At 57.7% G+C, this 19,854-nt stretch carries 14 protein-coding genes; 3 read left to right on the top strand and 11 right to left on the bottom strand.

What is annotated here, in order from left to right; genetic code table 11:
- Nucleotides 1-44: 44 nt before the first annotated feature.
- The 9 genes from tssH to tssA all read right to left on the bottom strand — a co-directional run bounded on the left by tssH (nt 45) and on the right by tssA (nt 10,857).
- Nucleotides 45-2,780 (bottom strand): type VI secretion system ATPase TssH, encoded by a 2,736-nt coding sequence (tssH, locus tag DHN60_RS16905; protein WP_108838508.1) that lies wholly within the window; start codon nt 2,778-2,780, stop codon nt 45-47.
- A complete protein-coding gene (gene tssG / locus DHN60_RS16900; protein ID WP_108838507.1) occupies nt 2,777-3,823 on the bottom strand; it encodes a type VI secretion system baseplate subunit TssG in 1,047 nt (348 codons plus the stop codon). Before tssG ends, tssH begins: the two co-directional genes overlap by 4 nt.
- A complete protein-coding gene (gene tssF, locus DHN60_RS16895; RefSeq protein WP_108838506.1) occupies nt 3,787-5,664 on the bottom strand; it encodes a type VI secretion system baseplate subunit TssF in 1,878 nt (625 codons plus the stop codon). The genes tssG and tssF overlap by 37 nt, the downstream gene beginning before the upstream one ends.
- 6 nt (nt 5,665-5,670) lie before the next feature.
- Nucleotides 5,671-6,168, bottom strand: coding sequence for a type VI secretion system baseplate subunit TssE (tssE, locus tag DHN60_RS16890; RefSeq protein ID WP_108838505.1), 498 nt, complete (start codon nt 6,166-6,168; stop codon nt 5,671-5,673).
- A gap of 3 nt (nt 6,169-6,171) precedes the next feature.
- Complete coding sequence (locus tag DHN60_RS16885; RefSeq protein WP_108838504.1) at nt 6,172-7,011, bottom strand: type VI secretion system accessory protein TagJ; 840 nt, start codon at nt 7,009-7,011, stop codon at nt 6,172-6,174.
- Between the two features lie 88 nt (nt 7,012-7,099).
- The gene (locus DHN60_RS16880; protein WP_108838503.1) at nt 7,100-7,627 is read right to left on the bottom strand and encodes a type VI secretion system tube protein Hcp; all 528 of its coding nucleotides are present in this window, start codon (nt 7,625-7,627) and stop codon (nt 7,100-7,102) included.
- Nucleotides 7,628-7,684: 57 nt separating this feature from the next.
- Nucleotides 7,685-9,178 carry a type VI secretion system contractile sheath large subunit gene (gene tssC / locus DHN60_RS16875; RefSeq protein WP_108838502.1) on the bottom strand — a complete coding sequence of 498 codons (1,494 nt, stop codon included), beginning with the start codon at nt 9,176-9,178 and terminating at the stop codon, nt 7,685-7,687.
- Between the two features lie 3 nt (nt 9,179-9,181).
- Nucleotides 9,182-9,694: a type VI secretion system contractile sheath small subunit gene (gene tssB, locus DHN60_RS16870; RefSeq protein ID WP_108838501.1), complete on the bottom strand. Its 513-nt coding sequence runs from the start codon at nt 9,692-9,694 to the stop codon at nt 9,182-9,184.
- Between the two features lie 83 nt (nt 9,695-9,777).
- Nucleotides 9,778-10,857 (bottom strand): type VI secretion system protein TssA, encoded by a 1,080-nt coding sequence (tssA, locus tag DHN60_RS16865; protein ID WP_306416016.1) that lies wholly within the window; start codon nt 10,855-10,857, stop codon nt 9,778-9,780.
- A gap of 252 nt (nt 10,858-11,109) precedes the next feature.
- On the opposite strand from tssA, the gene DHN60_RS16860 reads away from it, so the two are divergent.
- Nucleotides 11,110-11,691 (top strand): hypothetical protein, encoded by a 582-nt coding sequence (locus DHN60_RS16860; protein ID WP_159089256.1) that lies wholly within the window; start codon nt 11,110-11,112, stop codon nt 11,689-11,691.
- Between the two features lie 46 nt (nt 11,692-11,737).
- A complete protein-coding gene (gene tagH, locus DHN60_RS16855; protein WP_108838499.1) occupies nt 11,738-13,378 on the top strand; it encodes a type VI secretion system-associated FHA domain protein TagH in 1,641 nt (546 codons plus the stop codon).
- An 83-nt stretch (nt 13,379-13,461) separates the two neighbouring features.
- Here tagH and DHN60_RS16850 read toward each other — a convergent pair whose 3' ends face one another.
- Together DHN60_RS16850 and DHN60_RS16845 are read right to left on the bottom strand one after the other, a co-directional pair.
- Complete coding sequence (locus DHN60_RS16850) at nt 13,462-14,376, bottom strand: ABC transporter transmembrane domain-containing protein (RefSeq protein WP_108838498.1); 915 nt, start codon at nt 14,374-14,376, stop codon at nt 13,462-13,464.
- 203 nt (nt 14,377-14,579) lie between these two features.
- A complete protein-coding gene (locus DHN60_RS16845) occupies nt 14,580-19,043 on the bottom strand; it encodes an S-layer family protein (RefSeq protein WP_108838497.1) in 4,464 nt (1,487 codons plus the stop codon).
- Between the two features lie 419 nt (nt 19,044-19,462).
- Here DHN60_RS16845 and DHN60_RS16840 point away from each other — a divergent pair.
- Nucleotides 19,463-19,854, top strand: a 392-nt coding sequence (locus DHN60_RS16840; RefSeq protein ID WP_159089255.1) for a MerR family DNA-binding transcriptional regulator, incomplete at its 3' end; no start/stop codon positions are given.

Genomic DNA, 19,854 nt, shown 5'->3' with positions numbered 1-19,854 from the left:
GGCATTGGGCTTTCCTTTCGACTGTAACGCTTGGGCTGCTGAACTTATTCGAAACTGTAGGTGAAAACCTTGTCTTCGACGTCGATGGCGACTTTGTCGATTGTACCGCCCTCCATCATCCTGCGTAGGAACTCGGCCGAGATGTCGGGCAGCATCGTGTTGGTCACGATGGCATCGATCATGCGGCCACCGCTTTCCAGTTCCTGACAGCGGTCCACGATCTCGTCGACGACGGCTTGGGAATACTCGAACGGGACCCCATGCGCGGCCTCAACCCGCTTTTTGATGCGGTTGAGTTGCAGCACTGTGATCTTGCCGATCATGTCTGGGGACAGCGGATAGTAAGGAATGGCGACCAAGCGGCCCAGCAACGCAGGCGGGAACACTTTCAGTAGTGGTTCGCGCAGCGCCTTGGCCATCGACTCTGGGTCAGGCATCAATTCGGGATCAGCGCACATATCCATGATCAGGTCCGTGCCCGCATTCGAGGTCAGCAGGATCAACGTGTTCTTAAAGTCGATCACTCGGCCCTCGCCGTCTTCCATCACACCCTTGTCGAACACTTGGAAAAAGATTTCGTGTACGTCGGGGTGCGCCTTTTCAACCTCGTCCAACAGAACGACGGAATATGGTTTGCGCCGCACCGCTTCGGTCAGCACGCCGCCCTCGCCGTATCCGACGTAGCCCGGAGGCGCCCCTTTCAACGAGGACACCGTGTGCGCCTCCTGATACTCGGACATGTTGATGGTGATCACGTTCTGCTCACCACCATAGAGAACCTCAGCCAGTGCCAGCGCGGTTTCCGTCTTACCCACACCGGACGTCCCGGCGAGCATGAAGACACCAATCGGTTTGGACGGGTTATCAAGGCCAGCACGTGATGTCTGAATGCGCTTGGCGATCATCTTCATCGCGTGGTCTTGCCCGATGACGCGCTTGGCCAGATGCTCTTCGAGGTTCAGAACGACCTCGATCTCGTCCTTGACCATGCGACCCACGGGGATGCCGGTCCAGTCGCCGACAACAGACGCAACGGCCTGATGATCCACGATGGGCAGGATAAGTGGGTTGTCACCTTGCTGTTCAATCAAGGCAGCATTCTTTTCCTTCAACTTGGCCATGATCGCGTCGCGATCTGCATCCGACATGGCAGCTTCGGCAGGGACTTCTGTCTCTGCGGCCTCATCAGCGGCGATGCCTTCTGGCGTGTGCGTTTCATCCACCGGCTGTCCGGCAGCGCGCAGTTTGGCGCGCAAATCGATGATCTCAGAGACAAGCGCCTTTTCCGCTTCCCAGTTGGCCTTGAGACCAACCAAACGCTCTTCTTCTTCGGCCTTGACTGCTTCGATGGCAGCGCGACGATCGCCCACGTCATAGCCGGCAGTTTCGTCGCGGCCAATGATGTCCAACTCAGTGCTCAACGCTTCAATCCGTCGCTGGCTGTCGTCCACTTGGGCGGGGACCGCATGTTGACTGACGGCCACGCGGGCACAGGCGGTGTCGATCAGGCTGACGGATTTATCCGGCAACTGACGTGCGGGGATATAGCGGGCGGACAGAGTCACGGCCGCCTCGATGCCTTCGTCCAACACCTGCACTTTGTGGTGCTTTTCGAGCATGCCCGCGATGCCACGCATCATCAAAATCGCTTTGGGAATATCGGGCTCTTCCACATGCACCACCTGGAAACGGCGGGTCAGGGCGGGGTCTTTTTCAATGTGTTTCTTATATTCGGCCCAAGTGGTCGCACCGATTGTGCGCAGTGTCCCGCGCGCCAGCGCAGGTTTCAGCAGGTTGGCCGCATCGCCGGTTCCGGCAGCGCCCCCTGCCCCGACCAGCGTGTGCGTTTCATCGACAAACATCACGATCGGTGTGGTCGATGCCTGCACCTCATCAATGACTGAACGCAGGCGGTTCTCAAATTCGCCCTTCATGGACGCTCCGGCCTGCAGCAGACCTACATCGAGCACGAGCAATCGCACGTCTTGCAAAGCAGGCGGAACATCACCGCGGGCAATGCGCAGAGCAAATCCCTCGACCACAGCCGTTTTCCCGACGCCAGCCTCACCCGTCAGGATCGGGTTGTTCTGACGGCGGCGCATCAGCACGTCGACGATCTGGCGGATTTCCTCGTCGCGACCAACGATGGGGTCAATCTCTCCGTTACGGGCCTGTTCGGTCAGATCCGTGCAGAACTGATCGAGCGCCTCGCCGCCGTCCTGTCCGGGCTTCAATGCACCAGAGGCTTCGCCGGGTTCAGCGCCACCACCGGTGACTGATCCATCCTGCGGGCGCATCGCGTCTTCAGGTGAGCCATCGGTGATCTTGTGGAAGTCATCAGCCAGATCGTCAGGTTTGATGCTGGCAATGGTCGGCGAAATCGAGGTCAGAATGTTCTTGAGGCTCGGCGTTTCAAGCATCCCCAGAATGATGTGACCGGTGCGAACCTGATTGGAGGAATACAGAAGGGATCCCCACACCCAAGCCCGCTCCATCGCGTCCTCAAGGTGAGAGGACAAATCGCTGACCGAACTCGCACCGCGCGGTAGCGCGTCAAGGGCGGCAGTGATCTCTTCTACGATCTTGGCGGGGTCCAACTTGTAATGGCTGATGATCATGTGAACATCGCTGTTCTGATTGTTCAGAATCTGGTGCATCCAGTGAACAACCTCGACATACGGGTTGCCCCGCATCTTGCAGAACACAGTGGCGCCCTCGATGGCCTTGTATCCAAGCGTGTTCAGCTTGCCGAATAGTGCAACGCGGCTGATTTCTGTCATGGTGTTGTCCCTTCCATCATCGGCGCGGTCTGGGCGTTTGGCTCCAGATACAATTCATCCGCGTCCTTTTTTCTTTTTGTATTTCCAACCCAACTGGTCTGACCCAGCCGTACTGTTTGGCCCAGCTTGGGCTCGGGCACGTCTTCGGCGCGCAGCACAAGGTTCACATCCCAGTCCAGCGCGTCGCCCACATAGTTGCGCACAATGGAGCGCAAGCGCTCCAGTGACCCGGTGCCGGGCAGCAAGCGCTGATATTCATCATAGCTGAGGGGGCCGATGCGCAGTCGGAACTTGGCCGACCGGGTCCAGACCCGTTCTCCGATCGACGCGGTACGGCCGAGTTGTGCAGGGGCGCCCATTTGCCAGCGATCATCCGGTTCAAGGTCCAGCCAGCACCCCACGAATTGGATCACCTCGACACGTGCGCCAAAGAAGGCCTGAAGAATAGATTGCAAACCTTCGGCATTCTTTGTGCCTTGGGATAACAGGCCCGCAAAATAGCGCTTGGCCAAGTCAGGCATGGCGTCTTGACCACGCATCTGTTCGGCGTGATAGCCCGCGACAGCGGAAACCTTGGACTCAAAATCATCGCGTTCGCTACGATCAAAACTGGCCGCTGGTTGGCCCGTCCGCCACGCGCGATAAAACAGCGTCGTTATGCGGTGCGTGAGCATGTCTGCAAAAGAGACGAGGGTCGGGTCGCGGTGATGGCGAATGCGCTGTGACGCGAATTCAGTCAGGTGCAGAGGCAACGGGCCATTCGGGCCAAACAGCCCAAAGAAACGGTTGATCATACGCCCGGGCTTTTTACCCTTAGGGGGTTCGAAGGTTGAGATAGCCGAAGGCGCAAAGCGCAAGTCGGCATCCTGCCCAAAGCGTATCTGTTCCTCACGCGGACGGCGGGCCTCGCCGATGCGGGCCGAGTCTGGATACGCCGCTTCCAGCACCCGGAAGGCGTGAAAGAAGTGAAACTTTTCAGGAGCCTCTGTCAGCCGCTCAAGATGCGTCAGAGAATCCTTCCCAGACCGGTTTCCGGTCGCCATCGGGTAATCTCCCCGCGTTGTTGGGTGACAAGCACCGTTTCGGTAAAACTGTTCAACGAGACATACTTATGGAAAAAACGTTCAAGCACGGCGCCCATCGCATAGGCGCTGGTGCCCTCGAAAAAGCTTTCGTCGAAAGTAATCGACACTTCCAGCCCGCGCACGGCAGTGGACAGCACCTCATCGGCCATGCGGCGCACAATTGGGCGGGTCGACACAGAACTTAGGCCTTCAAGCTGCTTTTCCAGCACCTTGTCGCCTGCCGGCACATAGGTCCCGATCATCTCGCGCAGGGCGGCGCCGCTGTTGTTGGCATCATTGTCTGCGATAGAAAGATAATTGAGCGACAGATGCGAAATCAGACGCCACGCGGTATCCCCCTGCCCCAATGACGGGCGTGGCCGCGTCGGGCTGACGGGCGTCGTGATATGGGCCACCGGGCCACCGCCGGGCAAGTGAAACACATCCTTGGCACCTGTCGGCAACAACAAGGGCAGATCGCGATTGGTCACCATCGCCTGCACTGCCAACTGATCCAGTTGCGCGTCAAACGGCGCCTGGTGATCATCCACCAATGTGACATAGGTTTCTGACCCAAGGTACGAGGTGCGGACACCCTTCAAACGCTCCTTCTCGGCACGCTGACGCATCTTGCGGGTTTGGGTGAAATAGGCGGCGTGGGTCTCTCCGGCGGCGGTCAGATCATCGGCGGAATAGAATGGGCGGAACGGCACATCGTCCTTGCCTTCCCCAGACACACCCACAACGCCCTCAAGCGCAAAGATCTCGTAATCCAGAGGGGCAGTACGGTCCGCGACGACGTGATGTTCTGTCACGGCCGGGGTGATATGAACGCGGTCACACCGCTTGCGGAACAGGTTGATGGCCGGGGTCGCATTCAGGGTGAATGCTTCGGGTGTCACACCCGATGCGATTTCGGGATCGCCATTGCGCAACAGAATATAGATGTCGACATCTGCGCCCTTTGCCTTGTCGATTGCCATAGACAGGCCGGTCAGTTCGACAAAGTGATAGCGTTCCGGCATTGCAAAATATTCCTGCAACAACCGATAACCGTCAAAGCTGCGCTGGGGTGTGGGCAACAGGGCCTCGTCCCGCTCAAATCCGCGCGGGACCACCGCACCATTTGGCAGATCAGCAACCCAGTCCGCACGTCGGTCGGTTGATCGACCAAGGATGCCGGTCACCTGCGTGCTCAGCAATTCGTGCAGTTCCCAATTCTTGCCCTCCGAGCCATTGAGAAACAGCATGAGGCTGTCCAGAGACAGTTCGGAAATGGGCTGATCAGCATGGCGGGCCAGACGCAGACGAATGCCAGCACGCGCCTCGGTCTCGCGCGCCACACCGGCGGCGACCAGTTCACCGCGCCCGTCGATATACTCGGCCTCGGTGATCTTGATGGGCCACATGGTGACATCCGATGACGTGCGGAAAACGCACGAGGTGGTGTCATCCTCGCCCAGAACAGAGCGCAATTCGGACCCGCGTTCGATGGTGTAGCCATCTTCAAGGGACGCGTTCTGCATATCCGGCTCAAATGCTGTGACCATCATGGACGGTTGCGGGCACAGATAATGGGGATAGACGATTTCCAGCAAATGCGAGGTCAGTGACGGATACTGCAACTCCAACTCAAGCTGCACACGCGCTGACAGAAACGCGACACCTTCCAAAAGGCGCTCAACATAAGGGTCGACCACCTCGACACCGTCCATGCCCAGACGAGACGCAATCTTGGGAAAGGCCTGCGCGAACTCTGCGCCCATGTCGCGCATATAGGCCAGTTCGCCTTCGTAGTGTTTCAGCAGTCTGGTATCCATGAACGGTCAGCCGATCCTTTCCAGCTCAAGCTCTCCTGTGGTCACATCGACCTGACTGCGCAGATACAACTCGATGGGCAGGGGCTGGGCCCACATGTCAGCGCGGATGTCAAAGGACACAACAGACTGGCGGTTTACTTCATCGGCGCGCAGCTTGACCGTCAGCGATCCGGGGTGGATGCGCGGTTCGTATGCTTGCACTGCGGCGACGATAGACTTGCGCATCAATTGTGCGCGTTCGATGGTCGAATAATCCCCGGCCACATCGGTGATACCGTAGTTCAGCACTGACTTGGCAGTGTTGGGGTGGGTCTCTTCGTCTATCATGTTCGAATTGTTCGAGGTGTTGAGCAGCCAGCTCAGGTCGCGTTGCAGGATGTCGCGCAACTGACGCAGATCAATCACCCGGCTGTCGCGGGTTTCCTTGACCTCAAACGGGTCATCATCCGTCAACCGATCCAACAAGGAGGGCTGCAGACGTTCGGCGATCATGCGGTCAGACATGGATCAGCCCTCGTCCTCTTGGGTCGCCTCGGGCGCTTGCGCCTCTTCGGGGATCTCGACATCCAATTCCAGCAAGCGGACATCCATCAGGGCCGTATCACCCAGATCGGTGGTCAGCAGGCGTTGACCCAAACCGACATAGGTATCGGCGCCCACATCTTTCCACTGTGTGGCGCGGGCCAGTTTTTCAACGTCATTCCCTTCGGCAACAGTGCCGGCATATCGGGTCGGGATCAGGGCAACGATATCACCGCCATTGGCCAACTTGATCTCGGCAGGGGTCCAGACGGCATCACGCAGATCAATCGGATCTTCGAACTTCGCCTTTGCGATGGATGTAAAGGGCATCCAGAAATAGCGGCCGTTGACGACAATTTCGAGAAGCGGGCCAAGACGCATATCTGCATCGGCAATCCACTCGAACGGCTCTCCGTTCAGACGGCCTGATACGGTTGGGGCGGCGTCGAACGCGCGGGCTCGGATTTCGGCGGCTTGGTCTGCGTTGCCCGCAACATTGGCCTTCATCGCCTCTACCATCAGGGCGATCCACTCTTCTGGTTCGCCAAAAATCAGGGGGTCTTTTTCGCCAGAGAACACTTTCTCGCGGTAGACCTCACAAATGATGCCCTCGCGATAGGTCTGCGCCATGTGGGTGGCGAGATCGTTCATCTCGGCGGACAGCTTCAGTTGAGCGATTGCGCGTTTCCAATCGCCGCGCACACTGAGCAACTGGAACAAAAAGATGCGCAGGGCAGGGTTTGCGGCGTCGGCGCGGATGCTGTCCTGCAATGCGGCCAATGCGCCGTCCAGATCACCAGATTTTAATAGATCCTCGGCACTCACACTGGCTCTCCTTCAATGGTCTTTCTTGAAAAGGCAGGCCCACAGCGGGGCCTGCCAATGTCTTGTGGGGTCGCAAAAAGCGCGAACCTTAGACGGCGAGGTTCGCCTGGTTCTTGACGCGGCTCCATTCGGCCGTCTTGACACCGGCGTCCTTGCCTTGCTTGTCCTGCGCTGTGTAGGTCACTTTCATCGCGCCGTACTGCATCACAACAGTCTCTTCGCAGATGTCGTCACCGTCCGAACCGGACCAGCTGATGTCCTGGATCATGACCAGTTTGAATTCCCACTTGAGGAATGTCTTGCCGGACTTGCCGGTGTCGGACACACCACCCGAGCGGCGCAGTTCGATGATCATGTCATCATAGTGGTCACCTTTGCACAGCGAGCTGAACATCGCAGCGGAAGCCGTGTCTGTTTTCTTGGTGACGGTCAGTTCCTTGAACGTCGCTTTACCGGCACCACCGCCAGCGGTCACAGAACCGATGTTGATGTTGTTTTCCGCGCCGATTTCAAAGCTCAGGATTTCAAATGCACCCTTTGCTTTCATATCCACGTCTTGGGTTTCACCTTTGCATTCGGTGGGCGGCGCCAGGAAATAGCAGAATGCGTCAAACATGTTAGTGTACCTTTCTTAGAGTTAAGGGTCGGGTCGTTAAGAAAAAAGTGAGTAGGATTATCCCTTCTCACTGGGGAGTTTGGAGGTCAGGCGCAATGAGACGCTAAGACCTTCCAACTGGTAATGTGGCCGTAGGAAAAACTTTGAACTGTAATACCCTGGGTTCCCTTCGACCTCCTCGACGACGACTTCGGCTGCGGCCAAAGGCTGGCGGGCCTTGACCTCTTCCGGAGACGACTCCGAATTGAAATCAACATATTGGTTGATCCATTCCTGCAGCCAGACCTCCATCGCACCACGCGATTTGAAGGAGCCGACTTTGTCCCGCACCATACACTTAAGGTAATGGGCGAACCGGCAGGTGGCGAACAGGTACGGCAAACGCGCAGCAAGGTTTGCGTTGGCCGTGGCATCCGGATCGTCGTATTCAGCGGGCTTGTGCAGTGACTGCGCCCCGATGAAGGCGGCAAGGTCCGAATTCTTGCGGTGGATCAGAGGCATCATGCCATTGTTGGCAAGTTCCGCCTCGCGGCGATCCGAAATGGCGATTTCGGTGGGGCACTTCTGGTCGATACCACCGTCATCTGTTGGGAAGGTGTGGCTTGGCAGACCTTCGACAGCACCGCCGGATTCAATCCCGCGGATTCGCGAACACCATCCATACTCCTTGAAGGAGCGGTTGATGTTGACCGCCATGCCGTAGGCCGCGTTGACCCAGCCATATTTGCTGTGATCTGACCCGTCTGTGTCTTCTTCAAACGCGAAATCCTCAACCGGATCGGTTTTGGAGCCATAAGGCAACCGACCGAGGAAACGAGGCATCGCCAGACCGACATACTTGGCATCTTCGCTTTCACGAAGCGAACGCCAGGACGCATATTCCGGGGTTTGGAAAATCTTGGTCAGATCGCGCGGGTTGGCCAGTTCTGACCAGCTGTCCATCTGGAACAGGGTCGGGTTGGCACCGGTGATCAGTGGGGCGTGGGCCGCAGCAGCGATCTTGGACATTTCGCCCAGCAGTTCCACATCTGGTGGAGAGTGGTCAAAGTGGTAGTCAGCAACCAGCGAACCATAAGGTTCACCACCAAACTGACCAAATTCCTCTTCGTAGATCTTCTTGAAGATGGGGGATTGATCCCAGGCGGTGCCTTTGTATTTGCGCAGGGTCTTGTGCATGTCCTTTTTGGAGATGTTCATGACCCGGATTTTCAGCATCTCGTCGGTTTCGGTGTTGTTGACGAGGTAATGCAGACCGCGCCACGCGCTTTCCATCTGCTGGAAATCGGGGTGGTGCAGGATTTCGTTGACCTGTTCGGTCAGCTTCTGGTCGATCTGGGCGACGATGCTTTCGATGGTGCGCAGGGCGTCGTCCGAAACCAAGGCCGTGTTGGCCAGCGCCTGCTCGGCCAGCGTTTTGACCGCTTGTTCCACAGCCGTCTTTGCCTGATCGGACTTGGGACGGAATTCTTTCTTCAGCAGATTCTCAAAGTCGGAGGAACCAAAGGCCGTCGCCTCTTCACCACCGGCTGCTTCTGTTTCAAGTTCGGCCATCGTTTACTCCTGATCTTCGCTGTCCGCCTTGGGGGCGGGTTGGGCGGCAAGGGTTTTGAGCAGAGCAGGGTCCTGGGTGATCTTGGCGATCAGGTCTTCGGCTCCGGATTTGCCATCCATGTATGTCATAAGGTTACTCAGCTGTGTGCGCGCATCCAGCAGTTCTGCAAGGGGCTCAACCTTGGCCGCGATGGCGGCTGGGCTGAAATCGTCCATGGACTCAAAGGTCATGTCGACAGCCATATTTCCTTCGCCGCTCAGCGTGTTGGGAACGGTGAATGCGGCACGAGGGGCCATGGACTTCATACGCTCGTCAAAGTTGTCGACGTCGATCTCAAGGAATTTGCGATCGGCAATGCCGGGTTGTGGCACTTCGGACTTGCCCGCAAGATCGGACATGACGCCCATCACGAAAGGCAGCTGCACCTTCTTCTCTGCACCATACAGTTCAACATCATATTCGATCTGAACCCTGGGCGCGCGGTTGCGCGCAATGAATTTCTGTGAACTCGCCATGTCCCGTTTCTCCTTCGCAAACTTCTTGCTTTGCTTGAACCCTTAACACCGGGGTTCAAAGTTTTATTCAGTTCAATTCGTCTCTATTCGTCGTCGCTGATCCCACCGATCATGTTGACACGATCTACGCTGTCATAGGCCATATCGCGCACGATGGTCATAAAATCCGCGCCGACAAGTTTTTTCGCACGTTCCAGCAAAAGCGGGACAGGACTCGATGGTTCTGCACGCTCATAGTAACTGATTATGCGGTCAAGCGCATTCTGAACATCGGTAGGGGTGTTAATAGCACCCGTTCCGCCGCTGCTCACAGGTTGGGCAGGGCCGCCGCCACCGCCGCCTGCATCCATGTCGCCTTCTTCTTCGCTGCCCATATCACCAGCAGGCTCGCCCAATGCGCCAGCAATCTTGCCGTTGGCCTTCTTGAGCAACTTGATAAGGGGGTCGATATCCGGGCCCTGCCCCGGTGTCATTTCATCAAACTTGGCGCTGATTGCGGTGACATTAGACAACGCGCGACCGACTGCTTCAGAAATGCCGCGCAGCACATCTTCGTCGGTGTCCTGAAAAGCAGCCGAGACCTGGCCCGAATCGACAACGTTTTCCATATCCGAAGTCGGAGTAGACTCGCCATCGGCGACCGCAATCTCGCGCAGACTGATGGCGCCAAAGGTGCGGCTTTGGGTCAAAGGCGCGCGGCGCACTCCGCGCAGGATGCGAGCGTCGTCAATCAGGGTCAGGATGGCGTTGATCCGCATGGTGGGATCATCATCGTCATCAGGGTCCAGTTGCGGATGGCACGACGACCAGTATTCATCCAGACAGCGCGCAACATAAGATGTCGCATCAGCAAAGCCGGGAAAGCCTTTGAGACGCAATTGCGCCTCGGCCAGAAAAATGCCGGCGCGCAGATCATGGCTGCGTTCCATGATCTCAAGCGCCTTGGCGGCGACTTCTTTATAGTCGGGGTCTTCGGGCGGAAGAATCTCGTCGCCCATCTGACGTTCTTCGCCGTGGGTTGCCGCGATCTCTAACTCGGTAAAGACCGGATCATACTCCAGATCTTCGCCGCTCGGTGCGTCGTCTCCATGACTTTGAAGAAGCGCGTCTAAGTCCATAAATCCCCCAGCGTCACTCGAGCCGTTGTGAATATTTGTGCTCATAAGTATCTGAGCAAGAAACAGCTTATCACAGAAAATCGATATGGCTAGGGAAAGGACGTGTAATCTTATGGGGGTATTTCATACCTTTTAATGCGTTTGGGGCGTTCCTATGTAACAATGCTGCGTGAACCGCCTGATTGAACACATTCCTTGTCTTTTGATCGGCAAATCGGTGTTCAAAACATTGACCTGCGCCCGCGCGCATCGCACAGTTGTCTTTGTGATTAAGCAATATTTCATATGACGGCCGCGATGGACGATCTGAATTCTGAACAAACCTTGCCTCCGGCACGGGCCATTCGCTTTGATAGGGTGGGGGATCTCTTTGCAGAAATGCCAGAGATCGCCAAGTTTATCGAAACGGCACCCGAAGCGGACGAAGGCTATCGCGGGTTTCTTGAACGCCTGCGCGCCTCAAGCACTCCGGAAGAAGCGGTGACATTCACCGCCTTTGCGCTGGATGCCAAGGCTGGGGTCAAATGGGGGATGGAATGCGTGAGTTCGCTGATCCCCGACATGGCGCCCGAAGACACAAAACTGATGAATCTTGTTTCAGACTGGGTTGCCGACGGCAGTTCTGAAAACCGCTGGAACGCGCTGCAGCTGGCCATGTTCGCCCCGCGCCGGTCCCCGGTTGTGTATCTGGGCCTTGGTGTGGGGTGGTCCGGCGGGCCGCTTGCGCCCAATGATCTGGTCACTGTCCCAGCCTGGCGCGGGCCCCGTGCAATCAGTTCAGCCGTGATGCGTGCTGTTGGGCAGATGCGCACAGAACACCGGGCCGAAAGCCTTGATTTCGTGCTGGACCGAGCCGCAGGGCTGTTCCGCCTCAACTAACGCAGGCCATGGCCCGCGCACCCGTCACAAAGGATACGACCACCCGATGGACAGGCTGACGTTGCGAATCGAAAACCGGTCGGATGCGGCAGGGGACTTGCCCGAAGACATTTCTGTCCTCGGCAAAGGCATCAGCATTGGGCGCAAAAAGGAAAACGACTGGTCGCTGCCCGACAACACCCGCTTTATCTCGGGCCGCCATGTAAGCATCACCTATGAAGGCGAGGGCTACATGATTGAAGATGTGTCGACAAACGGCACCTTCATAAACGGGACCACGGCCAGGATCGAAGGCAAACGCGCGCTGGAAAATGGCGACACCATCCGTATCGGCAGCTACATCGTGGCAGTTGATATCGCGACCGAAGAAGTATCGATACCGCAGATCACTGGCGCGCAAGGCGTGCAGGCCCCGCCCACAGGTGGCGGTGGGGTGAGCATGCCGCCGACCCCGGGTCCACGAAATGTGCCCGCCGCGACATCTATGCCACCACGCAATGTACCTGCGGCCTCATCCACACCACCGGGACGCAGCGGCGCTCAGGCCCCGGACTTTTCCAGATTTCAGGGAGGAAGCACGGGTGCAGCCGGTGTGCAGAGACCGGGGATGTCATTGCCACCTATGGCAAACCCGGCCCCGTCCGCCTCTCCGATCCCTGACGACTTTGATGATGATCTGCTGGGCTTGACCGGTGGGGCTACAGCGGACAAGGCAGAACCAGCCGCCGCCCCGGAACCCACACCGCCTGCCGCCGCTCCGGTTGACGCGGGCGTTGTGCCGCCAACCCCGGCGCAGGTCAATGAAGCTCCCGCGTTCGAGGCCCCTCCGGTGCCCCAAACCGGCCCCGCGCCAACGCCCACAGGCGAAGCGCCCGCGCCTGAACGGACCAGCCCCTTTCTGCCCACAGATCCCACGGCCGCGCCGGTCGTTCTTCCGGATCCGGTCGAGACGCCGGTCCAGCCTGTTGTCGAACGCACAGATCTGACGCCGCGCGGGTTGGGTGAACGCTTTGCCGAAACCGCAGCACCCCGCCCTGCCCCAATCGCGGCTGAGCCACCGGCCCCCGTCCCAGTAGAAGCGAAACCAGAACCCGTTCCGGCCCCCGCTCCAGAGCCTGCGACCAACGCACTGCTTGAGGGGTTCCTTGAAGGCGCCGGGATTCCTGACGCCGACCAGCTTGGATTTGACCTTCACGACCTTGGCGTGATGCTGGGCAAATGCGCGCGAATGGGCACGCAGGAAATGATGCACATGCTGCAGGACCGCTCGGCGGTGAAACTCTTTGTGGCCAACGATGACCGGACCATGCGGATTGCCAGCGGCAACAACCCGATGAAGTTCATGGCGGACCCGGATGAAGCGTTTCTGGCGCTGTTCGTGCAGCCGCGTGATGGCTATCAGACAGGTCCCGACGGGTTCGACAACGCGCTCGCCGACATCCGCCAGCACCAAAAGGCAATGATGGCCGCGATCCAACCCGCGCTCGCGGACATGCTCGAAGGGCTGGCACCAAAGGAAATCGAAAAAGACGCGGGCGGCGGCCGTTTGGGCAGCGGGGCACGCAAGTCTTGGGAAGAGTACGAAAAACGCTGGGCTGCCCGCGCCGCGCAAGGCGAAAACGGGATGCTGGATGCTTTCATTGATGCGTTTTCGCGGCGTTACGCGCAGGCGCTGGACTCGCTCTAGGTCAAGGCCAGATCAGCCGAGCGCCATCATGGTTCTATACCTGTCCGGTTACAGGCCCCGCCTTACAGAATGAAGCGGGAGGATCATTCTTGATGCAAGTTCAGTCCCCTCAGAAGTTCAAATTTGACCCGGTTTGAACTGACTTCCCGGTAAAAAGAAATAAGATATGTCGTTGGACCCTGAAGTCTGGAAAGCCCCAAGGTGGCGGCGACAACAGTTCCGACGTCCGTTTTTCCGTCAATGACCATCGCTCCACCCAGCATGAAGACAAGAACAGTACCTGCTCCGTTGATAGAACTGAGAAGAAACTTGGTCGATACCTTCCACCTGAACATTGTTCTTCGGACATTGTAGATTTGATCAAATTCCCCAAGAACGGTCTGTACAGCGTCTTTTAGTTCAGTCGCCGTGATCTGGTCCGTCGCACAACGCAGAATACGAACGCGTTCGGCCAGCAAAGCGTTTACCTTGCGCTGGGTCAAAAGCACGATAATGACCTGAGGCGCGATCATCGACAGCGCGACCAAGCCTAGGCCGGGCTGGGTGGAGGCAACAAACCCAATAACACTGATCAAAGTGCCAACTTGCATCACAGGTTCGGAAAAGGCTCCGCCCGTGAATTTCCCAAGTTCTTCAGCCTCTGCCGAAATGGCTGTGGACAAAGTACCGGTGCGAATTCGGCCGCTCGATTTTTCTTCATTGGCCGCGCCGATAAGAAGCCTGCTCCGAATGAGACGAATAACATCCTCACCAAGCAATTGAGACCGATATCCCATGACCCACTTCAGACCCAAGCTGACCAAAATCACGGCCATCATACCGCCACCAAGAAGAAACAGCTTCGATGTCTCAAACGGTCCATATGTCAGAAGGTTCACGATATCCTGCTGAAACTTCAATGGCGCAGCGGCAAGCGCTGCAATGGCCACTGAAAGAAGGATAAGAACGATCTGGCGTGGCCCACTGACCCGCCAAATGGCAGCATAAAGCTGAATCACTTGAAATCCTCAGCCACAGTTATCGCGTTTCTCTTACTTGCGGGGCGCGCAATCCGCATTGGGATTTGGTCACTTTATCAACCTCAAGGTCGCTATGCCCTCCGTTCTTCAATTTGGCCATGATCAGTTCGGTCGATGCCGTCGCCAACAAAAAACGGGGCGCCCTGTCTGGACGCCCCGCTTTTGTCTCAATGGTCGTTTGATCACCACTGCAGGCGCAGCTGACCTGTGAGGCCATAGCTTTCGATGTCGCTGCTGAACCGCGCATCCACACGGAGCGACGCGTTCAACTGACGCGCATTGCCCGCCTGACCGGGGCTCAGCAATGTGAGGTAGTTCACGCCGAGGCTGACTTCGCCGTAGGCGCCTAGGTTTTCAATCGCAATCTCGCGACCGCCAAAGGATGCTATCCTGTCACTGGCAAAGTCATTGTAAACTGTTGCAGTGCCAAAATAGCTGAGCAGACTGATTTCATCTGGACGAATAACTGTGTTCGCAATCGACGCACTAAGGAAACCTACCTGGCTGTCGCCGTCTTCAAAGGTGAGGATGTTGCCACCTCCCAAATCAACGTCGTCCGTCTCGTTTCTGGACAACGAGAACCCAGCAGACGAGACAAACGTCAGGCCTGGGTTATCCGCAACCTGCCAAGAATACCCGACCGCGCCAGACAGGGTTTGTCCCTTGTTGTCATACTCTGTGCTAAAGTCACCCAAACTGCCGCCATTTGAAACGTTCGAGCTTTCAAGCTCCGTGTCTTCGTAGCGATACTGGAGGTCTGCAAAAAAGCGACCGCGCGCCGCAGTCATGTAGACGCCTGCATATCGTTGCGTAAAGTCGCTCGACAGAGTGCCTTCCAGATTACCGTTGTTGTCAAAGGCCGTACTTGTGCTGTCACCGATGTTGAAACCACCAATGCCGCCAAAGGCGAGGTCCCAGCCGTTGTAGTGACCGCCAAAGCAGGCAAAGTCACCACCGAACTGCAGGCCATAGTAGTCCAGTTTAACCGGAGATTCTCCGGCTTCGTCCGCTTCAACGTCGATAAACGAACCATCTGCTTCTGCAGTACCACCGGTGATACGGGTCCATACACCAGGGCCACAAGGGTCTTCTTCGGCTCCAGCCGCGAGGTCCGCCACAAATGGGCTGGTAGGCCTGTTCACGACCGTGTTGACCAGCGTTTGCGTCAGGCCGACAGTCGCCGCAACACTGTTGACCGAGTTACTGACAGTTTCCGAGAAGACCAACTGCCCGGCACCATTGTCGATCACTGCAAGATCCAGACCAGCGCCAATGACGCTTTGGAAATTGTTTAGCGAATTGACGTTGAGGCTGCTTGCACCGCCAAAGTTAGCAAACACGGCGTTGTCGAGGCTGGTTGCACCAGCGTTGCTGCCCAGTGTCAGTGCAACGTTCCCGCTGATATTGCCGCCCACATCGAGGCCGCTCACCACAGCGCCCGGACCCGCAGCAATCGTAATATTGCCCCCGAGCACCGCATTGTTGTCTACCCTGATTGAGTTAGCTGACGACCCACTCAGGTTCAGTTGGCCGCTACTTGTCAGGTCGCCAGCGACGGTAGGGGCCCCCGCTGTCGCATTGATTGTACCGGCGCTGGTCACATTGCCGGTGATGGTCCCGGGCAGGTTCAATGTGGTGCCACCCGCCATGTCCACCCCGCCCGATGCGATCAGGGTCTGGCCACTCTGAACATCCAGAGTGCCGGTGGTTATGTTGGTCAGACCGTTCACTGTGGCTGGACCATCAATCGTGGTCAACGCGCCACCAGACTGAGTGAGGCTCGCCATAACTGCGCCACCTGACAGTTCCACAACGCCGCCTGAGTTGGTCGTTGCACCCGCTGCGCCACCGTCCATGTCCAGCGTGCCGCCCGTGACACTTGCCGTGCCTGTGATGGTTCCACCGGTGTTGGTGAACTCGCCGCCCGAGTTGATCAGCGACGCCACGGTTCCGGTGTTCCCGAACGTGCCCGAGTTGCTCACAGCACCGGCGATGTTGGTGTTGGTGAATGTTCCTGTGTTGGTGACCGCACCCACGGTCCCGTCATTGGTGGAACCTGCGGTGCTGGCATTGGTAATTGTACCCGAAGCGATTGTCGCTCCAGCTTGGACGGTCAGCGCGGCGGCGGCTGCGATGTCCACGCCACCTGTCGCGGTCAGCGTGTTCGGGCCTCTCACGGTCAGCGACCCAGTGTCGATGTTCGTCGTGCCGTTCACTGTCGCGTCACCGTTCACAGTTGTCGTTGCGGCACCTGATGTATTCTGCGTCACGCTATCGGTCGTGCTGGCGTTGAGGATGAGATCCCCGGTGTTTGTCACAGCACCTGCAGTGCCGTTGTTGATAAAGACACCTGCGTTGCCGACTGCGGCGACAGTCCCATTGTTGGTGGATGACGCGAGCAGCGCAATGGTCATGTTGGTGCCAGTCACGGTCCCGTCGATGGTGGTGCCGCCGCCGACCACATTCAATGTGCCGGTGCCTGTTACGTCACCGGCGATGATTGACGAAGCTCCAATATCGACGGTGCCGTTGATGGCGCCTGTCGCACCGTTGTCGATGTTGAGGCCGCCGGTTGCGGTCAGAGTTTGCCCCGCATTGACGGTCAGTGAGCCTGCGGTAATGTCGGTCAGGCCAGCGACGGTTGCGGCGCCGGTCACTGTGGTGGATCCCGCGCTTTGCGTCACCGAATCCGTGGTGCCGCCAGACAGTTCAAGACTGCCCGCGTTGGTCACGTCGCCGGACGTACCGCCTTCAATTCTCGCGGTACCGCTGTTGTCCACGGTTCCATCCATGGTGCCAAAAGTGCCAAATATGCCACCTGACTCGACGACCACATTGCCCGTGTGTGTGCTGATGCTTGAAATGGAGAGATTACCGCCGCTCTGGACTGTCGTCGCCGCTATCAGGTTGCCGCCACCGATGATGTTCACATTGCCGGCGGTGGTTACCGTGTTCGACGTAAACGTCCCGTTAACTTCCAGAGATCCCCCGTTGATGGCGGTTGCGCCAGAGACAATTGCGTTGCCAAACGCTGTGGTGGTGCCCGCGAGTTGCGTTACGGATGCCGTAGTGCCGCCGGACAGTTCCAGAGTGCCCGCGTTTCCTATTGCGCCGGATGTGCCGCCGGTGATGTTCAGCGTGCCGCTACCATTATTATTGGCGCCTGCCGTCAACGCACCGGAGGAAGAAAGAGTACCACCGTTCACGGTGGCAAGTCCGGTCATCGTGCCTGTGTTGGTGACGGTGCCGCCATCGACGGTCGTCGTGGTGGTCACAGTGCTGGAGTTGTCGAACGTGCCGCCATCATTGTCCAACGCGTTGATGGTGCCCGCGTTGCTGGACCCGGTGCCCGAGTTGGTCACTGTGCCAGAGACAGAGCCAGAGGCCCCCACATCCGCATCGCCCGCCGTGTTCAGGTCGCCGGTGAGCGTGCCGTCTACATTCAGATCGCCGCCCGCCTGGTTGGTGGTGTCTGAGGCGAGGGTCGCACCGTCGGCGATGGTTAAGACACCGCCGCTTTCGTTTGTGGTGCCGCCGGCCGTTACGGTCAACGTGCCCCCGTTGATATTTATGGTACCGGCGTTTGTCACGCCAGTGTCAACAGTGCCACCGGTTAAAACGGTCACAACCCCGCCGGTATTATTGTCGAGAGAGCCCATCATAGTTTGGCCAAAGCTCAGACTGCCGGCGTTTGTCACACTGCCCGTCACATCGGCGTTAACACCTAAAAGGGCATTTGCGCCGGTCAGGATATTCAATGTTGCCGCCGTCCCGTCGCCAAAGTCGTACAAGCCCGCCCCGCCAGACGCACCAACTGTCACGGCGCCTAGAGTAGCACCGCCCGAATGGAACAAAGTTGCATTGTCAATTGTCGTCGCACCGATCACCTGTGCCGTACCCGCAACCGAGTTGAGCGTGCCGCCGTTCACATCCAAAGATGCAATGGTGCCGCCGTCCACATCAAGGTTGCCGGAGTCCACAATCACTGAACCGACTGTGCCGCCGTCAACGTCCAGAGTACCGCCGCTCACCGTCGTTGCTCCGGTCAGAGTGCCGGTGTTGGTCACCGTGCCGCCGCCAACCGTGGTGGTCGTGGTCACAGTGCCGGAGTTGGTGAAGGTGCCGCCATCATTGTCCAACGCGTTGATGACGCCCGCGTTGCTTCCTGTGCCAGAGTTATTCACCGTGTCGGTTACGACCCCAGCTGCATTGACGGTGGCAGTCCCAACTGTCTCAACGGTAACGCTGCCTGTGTGGGTGCCCGCCACCGTTAAAGAGCCGCCCTGAACGGTTGTGCTTGAATCGAGCGAGCCAGAGTTGGCGATGGTTAGGTCGCCTGTCCCGCTAATCGTTGTTGTGTCCACATCTTCGGCAGTGGAAATACGGGTACTGTTAGTCGTATTGTTGGTAATGGTCACAATTCCCGATGAATCAGGCACCGTGTTGGTGCTCCAATTGTTGGCGTTTGCGAAGTTATTACTGACAGAGCCGTCCCAATCCTGCGCCTGCGCACCTCCACCAACAGCCAGCATCACCCCTGTCGCCAACACAAACACCAGTTCGGTCGCCCGGCCCACCCTACAGTGTTTGCGCAGGCTGCGTTGGCGAATACCGGCTTGGATCAGATCGGAGTCAAACTTGGCCATTATAATACCCATATGGATTTGATTAGAATTCAGTTAAATGCAGAGAACCATGTTGGGCCCTTTGTCGCAAATCTTTTACGTCCCTCGCGGCAAGAAAACCATTTAAACTGTGACCTTTGAGCATGTGCACCCGTTTAGCGTGTGGACTGGCTGCCCTAAGGGCAACACAGGGTCAAAACACAACATTTAGAAAACCCTTGCGGGAATTGTAAAAACCCGTAAACCATTTACGCTAGAGACTGAATAAAACGCCTTCCAGCGTAACTCACGCAATCCAACCGATGCTAAACGTGCGGATGCGGGCACTGGAACACTGGCACCGCAGGGAAACCTGCACAATAACAAAAGGGCGGCAAAACGCCCAAACACGGCAGGTGTTCGGACCAAATCCGAACCAGACAGGAACAGGCAGGAGACGCATGCAAAAGCATGTCACACCCATCGATACTCGCATCGACACCCTTGTCGGCGCGCATGCCGCGTGGCTCTCTGAACGGTTGCAAGCGCACCGCGAACAACTTTTTCCGCCCGACGCACAGCGCACCCTGCGCACTTTCACCTCGGGTGAGGTCGCGGACCTTCTCGGGGTCAAGGACGCATACCTGCGCAAACTGCACCTGGATGGCCGTGGCCCCGAACCTGAAATTCGCGCAGGCGGGCGGCGGCACTACACGCCGCAGGATATCCTCAGCTTGCGGCAAATGCTCGAAAAAGGGGCAAAATCCCCCGGCACCTATCTGCCCGGCCGTCGGGACGACAACCACCTGCAAGTGATCACCGTGATCAACTTCAAGGGCGGGTCAGGCAAGAC

The organism is Tateyamaria sp. Alg231-49 (assembly GCF_900143535.1).
Lineage (GTDB): Bacteria > Pseudomonadota > Alphaproteobacteria > Rhodobacterales > Rhodobacteraceae > Tateyamaria.
Note: the sequence above shows the minus strand (reverse complement) of the source record. Positions and strands in the feature narration are given on the sequence as shown.